We start from the raw sequence: 12,104 nt of genomic DNA, 5'->3' as shown, positions 1-12,104 counted from the left end.
GGAGGGAGACGATGATGACCGACACCCCCGTTCCGCGCCTGTCGCCGGATGAGGAGGGCAACCCCGTGAGCGACCTGAAGACGGATGTCATCAAGGACGTCGAACGCGAGCACACGATCACCGGGGACTTCGTCGGACCGCGCAGCGACGAGATGCCCGACGACTCGGCGGAGGACGACGCTTCCTGATCCCAGAATGTGGGCGCCCTGCGCCATGATGGGCGAATGGTCTCCACCGTCCCTTCAGACACCGGCCGCGTGGAAGCGACGTCGGCCCTGCGCAGCACGAGGCTCCGGTCCCACCGACTGAGCGCACCGGCCCCCACCGTCGCCGAAGCGGCCGCACACATGCTGGCCACCCAGGCGCAGGAGTTCTGGGGCGGGCGCTGGGCCCTGGCTGCACGAACGCGCGGGCGCGCGACGATCCGCGATGTGGATGCGGCGTTCGACCGCGGCGAGATCGTGCGGTCCTGGACGATGCGCGGCACGATCCACGCGATCCCGGCCGCCGACCTGGGTTGGGTGCTGTCGATCACGGGCGAGCGGCAGTCGCGCCAGGCCGCGGCGGTGCGCCGCGCCGAGGCGATCGACGAAGACGAACTCGCGCGTGCCGAGACTGCCGCCCGGCGTGCGCTCGCGGGCGGCAACCGACTCACCCGCAAGGAACTGTTCGAGGTGTTCGAGGCGAGCGGGGTCTCGACGGCGAAGCAGCGCGGCTACCACCTGCTGGTCGCCCTCTCCCTGCGAGCGGTGGTGTGCCAGGGGCCGGTCGTGCCGCGCCAGGGCGGGCCCACGAGGGAGCAGTACATCGTGCTGACCGAGGATTGGATCGCGGATGCCGCGGCCCCGGCGGATCCGCACGCCGAGATGTTCGTGCGCTACATCGCCTCGCACGGCCCGGCCGGTCCTCGCGACTTCGCGTGGTGGTCGGCGCTGCCACTGGGGGTGGCGCGCAGCGCTGCGGAAGCGGCATCCGACCGCCTCACTCTCGTGGGTGAAGAACCCGAGCCGCAGTACGTCGTGAACGCCCCCGCGCCGCGCACAACCGCCATCCCCGAGGTTCTCGCCCTCCCGCCGTTCGAGGAGTACTACCTCTCTTACGCCGACCGCACCGTTCCGTGTGCCCCCGAGTTCCTCGCGGCGATCGGCCCGAGCATGAACGGAATCGTCCGTCCGATCCTCGTCGCGCGTGGCGAAGTCGTGGGGGTGTGGACGCACTCCGTCGCGGTCGGACGTCACGCCGATGACCCGATTCCCGAGCTGTTCACGCCGGGAGCGGCGACGGATGCCGAGATCGCGGCCGCCCTGGACCGCTACCGGGATTTCATCACCGCGTAGCCGAGCTGCGAAAACACCAGCCCGTCACATGACACGCCGGGGCGTGGGTGGGCCCACGCGCTCGGAGGCTCCGGGCGACGCGCCAGCGGCGCCTGGAGGGGGCGTGGGGACCGTCACGGCGCGTTGACCCCACCGACTGGTGCTTTCGCTTGGCGTCGGCCGGGTGCCTGGCTCAGGCGTGGCGGTCGAGGAAGTCGTAGACCTCGTTGTCGTCGACACCGGGGAAGGCGCCTCTCGGCAGCGGCGAGAACATCTGCATGTGCACGCGGGCGCTCGGCCAGGCCTTGCCCGACCACCGTTCGGCGACGTCGGCGGGTGCGCGCCGGCAGCACGACTCGTCGGGGCACGTCGAGGTGGCTCGCTTCTGCGTCTCGCGCCCGCGGAACCAGCGCGCGTCGTCGAAAGGGACGCCGACGGTGATCGAGAACTCTCCCGCCGACGTGGTGCCGGTCTGCGTCGAGCACCAGTAGGTGCCGGCGGGGGTGTCGGTGTACTGGTAATGCTCGGTCGTGCGGTTCTGCTCCGAGAACGCCGCCCGAGCTGAGAACTTGCGGCACGCGGCCTGACCGTCCACGGCGCCGGTGACGTCCATGGGCAGCGGCAGGTCATCGTTCTCGTAGACGCGCGTGATCGCACCCGACCCGTCGACGCGCAGGAAGTGCAGCCGGATGCCGAGATGCGTGGTCGCGAGGTTGGTCAGGCGCATGCCGGCGGCTTCGTGGGTCACTCCGAAGGCGTCGCGGAAGTCCTCGACCGCCAGATTGCGGTCCTTCTTGGCCTGCTGTAGAAACGCCACCGAGGCCGTCTCCGGCATGAGGCAGCACGCGGCGTAGTAGTTGATCTCGAGCCGCTGCTGCAGGAAGTCGGCGTAGTCGGTGGGGCGCTCATGGCCCAGCAGCCGGTGCGCCATCGCCTGCAGCGCCATCGAGCGCAAGCCGTGGCCGCCGGGAATGGATGCCGGGGGCAGGTAGATGCGACCGTGCTCCAGGTCGGTGACCGACCGGGTCGAGTGGGGCAGATCATTCGCGTAGATCAGCTCGAACCCGAGCTTCTCGGCCATGATGCTCACGGTGCGGTGAGTGAGTGCCCCCGAGACGTGCCCGGCGGACTTCAGCTGCTTCTCGGCGAGCTTCTCGATCTCGGGCAGGTAGTTGTCGAGCTCGCGCATCTTCAAGCGCAGCTCCGTGTTGGCGCGCCGGGCCTCTTCGGGCGTCGCGATCGCCTCTCGTTCGCGGCGCTGCAGCTCGCGATGCAGCCCCAGGATCGACTCGATCGTCTCGTCGGCCATGCCCTTGGTCACCTTGACCGGAGCGATCCCGAGCTGACGGAACACCGAGCTGGACTGCGCCCGCTCGAGCTCGATCTCCAGCGCCGCCCTCCGGTTGGGCGGCTCGGTCGAGAGCAGGTCGGCCACCTGCGCCCCGGTGGCGTGTGCGATCGCCTGCAGCAACGACAGCTTGGGTTCGCGTTTGCCGTTCTCGATCAGGCTCAGCTGACTGCCGGCGACGCCGACTTTGGCACCGAGCTCGTCGAGCGTGAAGCCGTGAGCGAGGCGCTGATGGCGGATGCGGTGACCCAGCGTGGTCAGCTCCAGCGGAGTAGGGGGCATTCCTTGATGTTAGCGAAAGAATCGCAACTTTTGACGCGCGATTTCTTCGGAAGAGGCGTCCATCTGCGGGGAAAGTAGAGGAAGACCGAGAATCTGACACGTTGAATCGAAGAGGAGCGACCATGGCGCTTGCCGACATCTTCACCCGCAACGAAGGCTCCGCCTCGACACGCGCCACCGTCGCACGGCGATATGGCGAGGTGCCGACGATCCAGGGCGAGGGCATGGTCGCCCTGCAGGCGTGGGTCGACGAGATCGCCGCGCTCACGCAGCCGGAACGCATCCACTGGGTCGACGGCTCTCGCGCCGAGAACGACGCGCTGCTGCGCGAGATGGTCGACGAGGGCAAGCTCATCAAGCTCAATCCCGAGTGGCGGCCGGGGTCATACCTGGCGCGCTCGCACCCGAGCGATGTCGCCCGCACCGAGGCGCGCACCTTCATCGCCTCCGAGCGCGAAGAGGACGCCGGCCCGACCAACAACTGGATCGCGCCCGACGAGATCCGCGCCACCATCACGCCGCTGTTCGAGGGCTCGATGAGAGGACGCACGATGTACGTCGTGCCGTTCTCGATGGGGCCAGTGGGCGGTCCGCTGTCGCACATCGGCGTGCAGGTCACCGACAGCGCGTACGCCGTCACCTCGATCGGCATCATGACGCGCGTGGGCACCGAGGTGCTGCGCGAGATCGCGGGCGGCGCGCACTGGGTCAAGACCGTGCATTCGGTCGGTGCGCCCCTCGCACCGGGTGAAACCGACGTTCCGTGGCCCTGCAACGACGAGAAGTACATCGTGCACTTCCCCGACACGCTCGAAGTCTGGTCGTACGGCTCCGGCTACGGCGGCAACGCCATCCTGGCCAAGAAGTGCTTCGCGCTGCGGATCGCCTCGGTGATCGGCCGCAACGAGGGGTGGCTCGCCGAGCACATGCTGCTCATCCGGGTGATCGACCCCGCCGGTCGCGCGTACCACCTCGCCGCGGCGTTCCCGTCGGCGTGCGGAAAGACCAACCTCGCGATGCTGCGGCCGACGATCCCCGGCTGGCGCGTCGAGACGCTCGGCGACGACATCGCCTGGCTGCGGCCGGGCGAGGACGGGCGCCTGTGGGCGATCAACCCCGAGGCGGGCTTCTTCGGCGTCGCCCCCGGCACCGGTGCCAGCACCAACGTCACAGCCGTCGAGACGCTGTGGGGCAACACCATCTTCACCAACGTGGCGCTGCGGCCCGACGGTGACGTGTGGTGGGAGGGGCTCACCGACGAGCCCCCGGCCGAACTCATCGACTGGGAGGGCAAGCCGTGGACGCCGGCATCCGGTCGTCCTGCCGCGCACCCGAACTCGCGCTTCACGGTCTCGGCGGCCCAGTGCCCGCAGATCGCCGACGACTGGGAGGCCCCGCAAGGCGTGCCGCTCGACGCGATCCTCTTTGGCGGACGCCGTGCCACCAATATGCCGCTCGTGGTCGAGGCCACGGACTGGACGCATGGCGTGTTCATGGGCTCGAACGTCTCGTCTGAGCGTACCGCCGCCGCCGAGGGAACGGTGGGCGAGCTGCGCCGCGACCCGTTCGCGATGCTGCCCTTCTGCGGCTACAACATGGCCGACTACTTCGGGCACTGGCTCAAGATCGGGCAGAAGCTGCGTTTCGACCGGGCGCCCCGCGTATTCCAGGTCAACTGGTTCCGCAAGGGCTCGGACGGGCGCTTCCTCTGGCCCGGCTTCGGCGAGAACTCCCGCGTGATCGACTGGATCATCCGCCGCATCGAAGGCGAGGTGCCGGCGATCGACAGCCCGATCGGGCGGCTGCCCCGCACGGAAGACCTCGACCTCGAGGGCATCGAGGTCAGTCAGGACGACCTCGCCGAGCTCTTCGCCGTCGACCGTGAGCCCTGGCTGCGCGAGGCCGATCTCACCGAGGAGTTCTACCGCACCTTCGACGGGCGCATCCCCGCCCCGCTGTGGGCTGAGCTGGCGGCTCTGCGGTACCGCCTGCAGCGCGGCTGACACGCCGCCCCTAGACCGGCGCCCGGCCCTCTTCTTGGCAGAGGGGCCGGGCGCCTACTCTTTCGGGCGGTCGCCGGGCACTGTCAAGCGCTGCGGGCTGCGATCGGCGACAGGGGAGGGTTCAGACGAGCAGCTGGTGCTTCGCGAGGTCGCGGTACAGCGGCGTCGATGTCACCAGCTCGGAGTGTGTGCCCTGACCGACCACGCGACCGTGGTCGAGCACGACGATGTGGTCGCTGTCGACGACGGTCGAAAGCCGGTGCGCGATGACGATGAGCGTGCGGCCGGCGGCGACGGCGTCGATCGCCTCGCGCATGCGCTGCTCGTTCAGCCCGTCAAGAGACGAGGTGGACTCGTCGAGCAGCAGGATCGGGGGAGCAGCCAGCAGCGCCCGGGCGATCGCCAGGCGCTGGCGCTCACCGCCCGAGAGCATCACGCCGCTCTCGCCGACGGGCGCCTCCAGGGCCAGCGGGTTGCGGTCGAGCACCTCGCCCAGATTGACGGCGCGCAGTACGGCCTCGCATTCGGAATCGGATGCCTCGGGTGAGGCCAGCCGCAGGTTGTCGCCGATCGTCCCGGCCAACGTTGGGGCATCCTGTTCGACATAGCCCAGCTGCGCGCGCAGCAGGTCGCGGTCCAGCGTGCGCACGTCGGCGCCGTCGAGCAGGATGGCACCGCCCGTCGGGTCATAGAACCGCTCGATGAGGGCGAGGGTCGTGCTCTTGCCCGCCCCGGAGGGACCCACGAGGGCGACGCGAGCTCCCCGCGGCACCGAGAACGACACGCCCCGCAGCACCTCGCCGTCCGGGCCGGTCGGCCCGGACGCAGCATCCGGTTCCTCCGCTGGCTGTGTGGAGATCGCCGAGGTGTCGAGGTGTGCATTCTCGAGCACCGCGCGAGCCTCGTCTGCCGCCTTGCGGCGGGCGGCGACCACGTTCTCGGGGTAGCGGAAGTGCACATCGCGGAACTCGATCGCCGAGGCCGCGGCTGCCTGCTGCTCGGTGGAGTTCTCAAGGACCCTCGCGGCGATCTCGGCGTCGTCCTGCGCCTCGGTTGGCAGATCGAGCACCTCTTGGATGCGGCCGAGCGCGCCGAGCGCCTGGTTCACCGAGGTGATGGCGCCGAAGAACGAGCCCAGCGGCGCGATCAGCAGGAAGAGGAACATGATGAACGTCACGAGGTTAGCGATCGTGATCGCCCCGGTTGCGACCCGGAACCCGCCGAGGCCGATGACGACGAGCAGTGACACCTGCAGCGCGATGCCGGCGATCGGCACGACCAGCGCCGACACCTTCGCGATGCGCACGCCGACCCGGTAGGCGTCTGTCGCGCGCGCGGTGACGGATTCGGTCTCGCGGTCGGCGGCGCCGGCGGCGCGCACGGTGCGGATCGAGCCGACGGCGCGCTCGACGCCCGATGCGAGCTCGCCCACCTTCTCTTGCTGCTCGGTCGACGCCGTGCGGATCCGCCCGCTCAGGGCGACCACCGCCACGACCGAGACGCCGATGACCAGCACGATGATGCCCAGCAGCAGCGGGTCGATCAAGGCCATGGCGACGATCGCACCGACGAAGAGCAGTGCGTTGCCGATCGAGTCGGCGAGACCCTGGGTGAGGGCCGAGTACAGCAGCGTGGTGTCGCTGCCGACGCGCGAGACGAGGTCGCCGGTGCGGCGGGCGTCGAACTCGCTGATCGGCAGATGCAGGATGCGGGCGATGAGCTTGCGGCGGCTGGAGTAGACCACGGCGGTGCCGGTGCGCTGCAGCAGGTAGTGCTGCCAGCCCGAGATGAGGGATCCCACCACGACGAACCCGATGAGCGCCCAGATGAGGATGCCGAGGGGGAGCTCCTGCTGCACGCGCTCGATGACCTGACCCACGAGCAAGGGCTGGACGAGTGTCGCGGCGGCGCCCAGCACACTGAGCACGGCGACCGCGACGAGCGTGCCCTTGTGCTCGAAGATGTACGGCAGCAGCTGTCCGAAACTGGCGCGCGGCCCGTCGTCGGCTTTGCCGCGGCCGATCCGGATTCCGCGGCCCTTGGACGGCGTCGCAGGCGCGACGACGTCAGCTTCGGGCGCCTGGTCGAGTTCGGCGGAGGGCATGGGTGTACCTCGTTCGTGCAATGGGGTTACCTACGACCGTACTTCTTGTGGACGGCCTGTCTGCTCACGCCGAGGGCGCTCGCAATCGCCTGCCAGGAGAAGCCCAGGTTGCGTGCCTTGCGCACCTGCACCTCCTCGGCGCGCGCCAGCTCGCGGCGCGCCTCGGCGAGACGGCGCAGCTCGGCGAGCGGCTCGCGCTCGGGGGCCGCGCCGATCAGTGTACGAATGTCGTCACCGCTCACCGGGTCCACCGCTTTCGTCGCTGCGGACGCTCGCTCTGCGGCATCCGTCGCGTCAACGCTAGTTGACGGATTGTGGCGCGTCAACCTACATTGACAAACCACGTGCCGGCGTGTCGGCGGCGGGCGCTAGGGTAGTCCGGTGCCCGCCCCCGTGATCGCAGCGAACAACCTCGTGAAGGCCTACAAGGTGAAGGGCAAGCCGGATTTCCTCGCCGTCGACGGACTGTCGTTCGAGGTGGCTCCGGGTGAGTCGTTCGGACTGCTCGGCCCCAACGGCGCCGGCAAGTCCACGACGATGAAGATGATCGGCGCCGTGTCGACGCGCACCGGCGGCGACTTGTCGATCCTCGGGCTCGACCCGGATCAGTACGGCCCCGAGATCCGCTCGCGGCTGGGTGTCGTGCCCCAGCAGGACAACCTCGACGGCGAACTCAACGCGCGCGAGAACCTCTACATCTACGGGCGCTACTTCGGCCTGCCCGGCAAGGTCTGCGCGCAGAAGGCCGACGAGCTGCTCGCTTTCGCTGCGCTCGAAGACAAGGCCAAGAGCAAGGTCGACCAGCTCTCGGGCGGCATGAAGCGCCGGCTGACCATCGCCCGCGGGCTCATCAACGACCCCCGCATCCTCCTCCTCGACGAGCCGACCACTGGCCTGGATCCGCAAGCGCGGCACGTGCTGTGGGATCGGCTGTTCCGCCTGAAGGAGCGCGGCACCACCCTCGTGCTCACCACCCACTACATGGATGAGGCCGAGCAGCTGTGCGATCGACTGATCGTCGTCGACAAGGGCCGCATCATGGCCGAGGGCACACCCGCCTCTCTCATCCGTGAGCACTCCAGCCGCGAGGTGCTCGAGGTGCGCTTCGGGTCGGATCGCAACCAGCAGGTCGCCGGGCAGCTCGAAGGGATCGGCGATCGCGTCGAGGTGCTGCCCGATCGTGTGCTCGTCTACGCGCACGACGGGGAGGCGGCGCTGGAGGAGGTCACCCAGCGCGGGCTCCACCCCATCACGAGCCTGGTGCGCCGTTCGAGCCTCGAGGACGTGTTCCTGCGGCTGACCGGAAGGTCGCTGATCGAATGAGCGGGCGACCCGACCGTGCGCCGGCGGTGACCGATCCCGCGCTGGACGAGCTGCGCGCCGAGGCGATGGAGTGGGGTCGCAAGCCGCGCTCTCGCGGCACCTGGTACGTCACCGAGCACATGGTGCGCGCCATGCGCGCGTACGGCTGGACGATCATCGTCGGTGCCCTCGGGCAACCAGTGCTGTACCTCCTGGGCCTCGCGGTGGGTCTTGCCGCGATCATCGACGCGCCGATCGAGGACGGCGGACAGACGGTGCCGTACCTGGTGTTCGTCGCGCCCGCGCTGCTCATGACCTCGGCGATCGCGGTGGCCTCGGAGGAGTTCACCTACCCCGTCATGGCCGGATTCAAGTGGCGTCGATACTTCTACGGCTTCAACGCCTCACCGCTGTCGTCCAGTCAGATCGCCAACGGTGTCGTTGCGGGCGCCGGCGCGCGCATGGCCGTGACCGTCGTGCTGTACTTCGCCTTCATCGCCCTGTTCTTCGCCATTCTGCAGCCTGGCGCGCTGGTGCCCTCGACCGCCTGGCTGTCGGTGTTCATCGGCCTGCTCGCCGGACTCTCGTTCGGCATTCCCCTCATGGCATACGCCGCCACGATCGAAGACGACAAGGGCCAGTTCGCCCTTGTGCAACGGTTCGTCTTCATGCCGATGTTCCTGTTCTCGGGCACGTTCTACCCGCTCGCCAACATCGGCTGGCTGCAGTGGATCGGCTGGATCTCGCCGCTGTGGCACGCGACCGAGCTCGGACGCCTGGTCACGTACGGCAAGCAGATGGACCCGCTCATGGTCACGGTGCACGTTGCGTACCTGCTGGTGCTCGCTGTGGGCGGGCTGATCATCGCGCGTCGCCTCTTCGAGAGGAGGCTCGCGAAATGACGACGATGACGGATGCTCCCGCCCGCAGCGGCGGCGTTCGCGCGCTGTGGGCGGGGAACCCCCAGTCGGTGGTGCAGCGCGGCCTGATCGCCGCGCGCTCGTCGAGCTGGATCGTCGTGCTGTCGGGCTTCTTCGAGCCCGTCTTCTATCTGGCATCGATGGGCATCGGCCTGGGTTCGCTCATCGGCGACGTCGAGACCTCCAGCGGCGTCGAGATCTCGTACGCCGCGTTCATCGCGCCGGCGCTGCTCGCCGTCTCGGCGATGAACGGGGCGATCTACGACTCGACGTGGAACGTCTTCTTCAAACTCAACTACGGCAAGCTCTACGAGGGCATGCTGGCGACGTCACTGGGACCGCTGGACGTGGCGCTCGGCGAGATCCTCTACGCACTGCTTCGGGGACTGCTCTACGCAACGGGCTTCATGATCATCATGCAGCTGCTGGGGCTCAACCTCGCATGGACCGCGATTCTCGCGATTCCGGCGGTGCTGCTCATCGCCTTCGGGTTCGCGAGCCTCGGAATGGCGGTCACGAGCTACATGAAGACGTTCCAGCACATGGACTGGATCAACTTCGTGCTGCTGCCGATGTTCCTCTTCTCGGCCACGCTGTACCCCATTGCGATCTACCCCGGCTGGGTCCAGTCGATCATCATGGCCTTCCCGCTCTGGCACGGCGTCGAACTGGTCCGCGGGCTCACCACCGGCATCCTGACTCCCGACATGCTGTGGCACGTCCTGTACTTCATCGTCATGATCGCGATCGGCCTGGTCTTCACGACAAAGCGACTGCGCGCGCTGTTCCTCGACTGACGCACCTGGAGCTAGAACCGACCGCCGCCGGAGCGCCGGGAGCGGGAACCGGAACCCCCCGACCTTCGCGAGCTCGAACGCGACCGTGAGCCGGAACTGCGCCGCGATGAGGAGGAACGCGACGAGCGGCGCGAGGAGCCGCCGCCCCAGCTGAAGGATCCCGAGCGGTCGGACGATCCCCGGCTGCTGGACGAGCCTGACGAGTCGAACAGGCTGCCCCAGATCCCTCCGCCCGCTGCGGTCGCCCAGCCGTCGTCGTCGTCCGGCGGCGGGTTCACCTCGTTGCGGGCGATGCGGTCGGCCCTGAGCGCGTCCTCGCGTGCGCGCCGGGCGTCTTCCAGCGCGCGCTCGGGATTGCTCGCGGCGGCCGCCATCGCGGCGGCGAGGGCGTTCTCGGCATCCGCGAGTCGGCTGCGGGGCGCGTACGTGATCATCGCGCGGCGCGCTGTGATGTACCCGGAAGCGGCGGCCAGCGCCTGCTGCGCACTCTCGATGGCGCGTGGCAGCTGCTCGACGGCCCGTGCGCGGCGGGCGAGTTCGGAGCGGACCTGCGCGAGCGCCGCCGAGAGCTGGGTGTTGGCCGCTTCGACCACCGACAGCGCGTCTGCCGGCGCGGCGTCGGAGGCTCCGGCGATCGCCGACCGTGCCGCCGCGACGGCGGGAGCCAGCCGGGACGCCTGCTCGGTGCCCTCCGCCGCCAGCGACTCCGCCTCGCCGATATCGGCCCGCGTGTCGTCGACGGCGGCCGTGAGCGCGGCCGAGAGAGCGGGCAACGACGTCTCGAGCGTCTCGACCGAAGCGAGGAGCTGGTCGATCTGGCCCGCAGCCTGCTGCGCCGCACGCACATCCACCGCCGCCTCGCCGGCTCGTCCGGCCGCCAGCCGGCCACTGGCCTGATCCAGTTCCGCCTCGAGGAAGAGCACGAGCTTGCGTGCACGTGCGATCGAGTCCGAGCTTCCCGTCACCGCAGCCGAACCGTAGGCTGCCGCCAGCGCCGCGAGGGATGCCTCGGCCGCGCCGATTCGTGAGGGGATGCCCTCGCGCTGGGCGTGCAACTGCTCCACCAGCTGCGGTGCATGCTTCTCGATGTCGCGCAGCGCCTCGAACGCGGCAGCCTGATCGTCCAATGCCGCGTCCGCCTGCTCGCACAGCGAGACGATCCGCGTGAGCGTCTCGTCGACCTGCCCCGTGGCGTCCGTTCCCACATCGTCCAGGCTCGCGCGCAAGGTGAAGGCTTCGGTGACCTTCGCGTGCGCGTCGGCGAGTGCCTTGGCGAACTGGTCCGAGACTTCGTCGCCGAACTGGGCCACGGCGAAGGCCAGCTCCTGCGTGCTCGTCTTGATCGCGTCGTCGGTGGCCACGAGCATGGCGTTGGCGTCCTCGGTCCGCTCCGCGCGATCCCGAGCCGCCTCCCGCCTGGCTCGCGCGGCCTCCCGCGCGGGCCGGGTGGCTCGCAGGACGATCCAGCCGCCGAGCCCGGCGAAGACCACCGCGCCGATCGCGACCGGCACGACCGGGAACGGCGGATCCAGCCGATCGGCGAGGGCTGACGAGAAGGCGGTGATGCCGTCCGCCCAGCGATCGTCACGAAGCGCCGGCACGAGGGCGGCGTTGACCGCGTCGTCGATGTCGTCGTTCGAGAGCGCGAACGCGCTGTCGACGGAGTAGGCGTAGTTGCGGTCATCGATAGCGATCGCCAGCAGCACGTCGTGCGCTCCCAGGCCGCTCAGCGCGGCGGTCTCGTCGGCCCACCCGGCCGGATCCCGCGGATTGGCGAAGGTCTCGGTGACCACGACCGACAGGCTCTCGCCGGTGCGGTCGAACAGTGCGTCGAGGGACTCATGGATGCGATCGAGCTCGGCGTCGACGAGGGTGCCGGTCGTGTCGGTGACGTGGGATCCGTCCAGATCGAGCGGCTCCTCGGCGCTTGCCGCGGTCGCGGGTCCGAACGCGGCAAACCCGAGGACGGCGATGCCCGCGGCAACGGCGCGCAGCGCGGCGAGACGGCCGAGCCGGGGCATCGCCGTCGTCC

The 12,104-nt window shown here is 69.4% G+C and carries 10 protein-coding genes; 6 read left to right on the top strand and 4 right to left on the bottom strand.

What is annotated here, in order from left to right; genetic code table 11:
* The first annotated feature begins 14 nt into the window (after nucleotides 1-14).
* Both K0817_RS00385 and K0817_RS00380 read left to right on the top strand, forming a co-directional pair.
* Complete coding sequence (locus K0817_RS00385; RefSeq protein ID WP_253735086.1) at nucleotides 15-188, top strand: hypothetical protein; 174 nt, start codon at nucleotides 15-17, stop codon at nucleotides 186-188.
* Nucleotides 189-224: 36 nt separating this feature from the next.
* Nucleotides 225-1,337 carry a winged helix DNA-binding domain-containing protein gene (locus K0817_RS00380; protein ID WP_219978353.1) on the top strand — a complete coding sequence of 371 codons (1,113 nt, stop codon included), beginning with the start codon at nucleotides 225-227 and terminating at the stop codon, nucleotides 1,335-1,337.
* A 172-nt stretch (nucleotides 1,338-1,509) separates the two neighbouring features.
* Here the strand turns inward: K0817_RS00380 and K0817_RS00375 are convergent, their stop codons facing one another.
* Nucleotides 1,510-2,946, bottom strand: coding sequence for an XRE family transcriptional regulator (locus K0817_RS00375; protein WP_219978352.1), 1,437 nt, complete (start codon nucleotides 2,944-2,946; stop codon nucleotides 1,510-1,512).
* A 122-nt stretch (nucleotides 2,947-3,068) separates the two neighbouring features.
* On the opposite strand from K0817_RS00375, the gene K0817_RS00370 reads away from it, so the two are divergent.
* The gene (locus K0817_RS00370) at nucleotides 3,069-4,949 is read left to right on the top strand and encodes a phosphoenolpyruvate carboxykinase (GTP) (protein ID WP_219978351.1); all 1,881 of its coding nucleotides are present in this window, start codon (nucleotides 3,069-3,071) and stop codon (nucleotides 4,947-4,949) included.
* A gap of 121 nt (nucleotides 4,950-5,070) precedes the next feature.
* On the opposite strand, the gene K0817_RS00365 is transcribed toward K0817_RS00370, so the two are convergent.
* Both K0817_RS00365 and K0817_RS00360 read right to left on the bottom strand, forming a co-directional pair.
* Entirely contained in the window at nucleotides 5,071-7,053 is a 1,983-nt protein-coding gene (locus tag K0817_RS00365) for an ABC transporter ATP-binding protein (protein ID WP_253735085.1), read from the bottom strand.
* A 26-nt stretch (nucleotides 7,054-7,079) separates the two neighbouring features.
* A complete protein-coding gene (locus K0817_RS00360) occupies nucleotides 7,080-7,295 on the bottom strand; it encodes an AsnC family protein (RefSeq protein WP_253735084.1) in 216 nt (71 codons plus the stop codon).
* A gap of 139 nt (nucleotides 7,296-7,434) precedes the next feature.
* Between K0817_RS00360 and K0817_RS00355 the strand changes: the two genes are divergently transcribed.
* From K0817_RS00355 to K0817_RS00345, 3 genes are read left to right on the top strand one after another with little or no spacing between them, the layout of a single operon-like run.
* On the top strand, nucleotides 7,435-8,376 hold the full coding sequence (locus K0817_RS00355; RefSeq protein WP_219978350.1) for an ABC transporter ATP-binding protein: 942 nt from the start codon (nucleotides 7,435-7,437) through the stop codon (nucleotides 8,374-8,376).
* On the top strand, nucleotides 8,373-9,257 hold the full coding sequence (locus K0817_RS00350; RefSeq protein WP_219978349.1) for an ABC transporter permease: 885 nt from the start codon (nucleotides 8,373-8,375) through the stop codon (nucleotides 9,255-9,257). The genes K0817_RS00355 and K0817_RS00350 overlap by 4 nt, the downstream gene beginning before the upstream one ends.
* Nucleotides 9,254-10,072 (top strand): ABC transporter permease, encoded by an 819-nt coding sequence (locus K0817_RS00345; protein WP_219978348.1) that lies wholly within the window; start codon nucleotides 9,254-9,256, stop codon nucleotides 10,070-10,072. The genes K0817_RS00350 and K0817_RS00345 overlap by 4 nt, the downstream gene beginning before the upstream one ends.
* 11 nt (nucleotides 10,073-10,083) lie before the next feature.
* Here the strand turns inward: K0817_RS00345 and K0817_RS00340 are convergent, their stop codons facing one another.
* The gene (locus K0817_RS00340) at nucleotides 10,084-12,093 is read right to left on the bottom strand and encodes a YgcG family protein (protein ID WP_219978347.1); all 2,010 of its coding nucleotides are present in this window, start codon (nucleotides 12,091-12,093) and stop codon (nucleotides 10,084-10,086) included.
* Between the last annotated feature and the right edge of the window lie 11 nt (nucleotides 12,094-12,104).

This window comes from Microbacterium sp. HD4P20 (genome assembly GCF_019449275.2).
Taxonomy (GTDB): Bacteria; Actinomycetota; Actinomycetes; order Actinomycetales; family Microbacteriaceae; genus Microbacterium.
Note: the sequence above shows the minus strand (reverse complement) of the source record. Positions and strands in the feature narration are given on the sequence as shown.

Bases quoted from the DNA above. Each gene is read 5' to 3' on its own strand.
- K0817_RS00385 (WP_253735086.1), top strand. From the start codon at position 15: ATGACCGACACCCCCGTTCCGCGCCTGTCGCCGGATGAGGAGGGCAAC.
- K0817_RS00380 (WP_219978353.1), top strand. From the start codon at position 225: ATGGTCTCCACCGTCCCTTCAGACACCGGCCGCGTGGAAGCGACGTCG.
- K0817_RS00375 (WP_219978352.1), bottom strand. From the start codon at position 2,946: ATGCCCCCTACTCCGCTGGAGCTGACCACGCTGGGTCACCGCATCCGC.
- K0817_RS00370 (WP_219978351.1), top strand. From the start codon at position 3,069: ATGGCGCTTGCCGACATCTTCACCCGCAACGAAGGCTCCGCCTCGACA.
- K0817_RS00365 (WP_253735085.1), bottom strand. From the start codon at position 7,053: ATGCCCTCCGCCGAACTCGACCAGGCGCCCGAAGCTGACGTCGTCGCG.
- K0817_RS00350 (WP_219978349.1), top strand. From the start codon at position 8,373: ATGAGCGGGCGACCCGACCGTGCGCCGGCGGTGACCGATCCCGCGCTG.
- K0817_RS00345 (WP_219978348.1), top strand. From the start codon at position 9,254: ATGACGACGATGACGGATGCTCCCGCCCGCAGCGGCGGCGTTCGCGCG.
- K0817_RS00340 (WP_219978347.1), bottom strand. From the start codon at position 12,093: ATGCCCCGGCTCGGCCGTCTCGCCGCGCTGCGCGCCGTTGCCGCGGGC.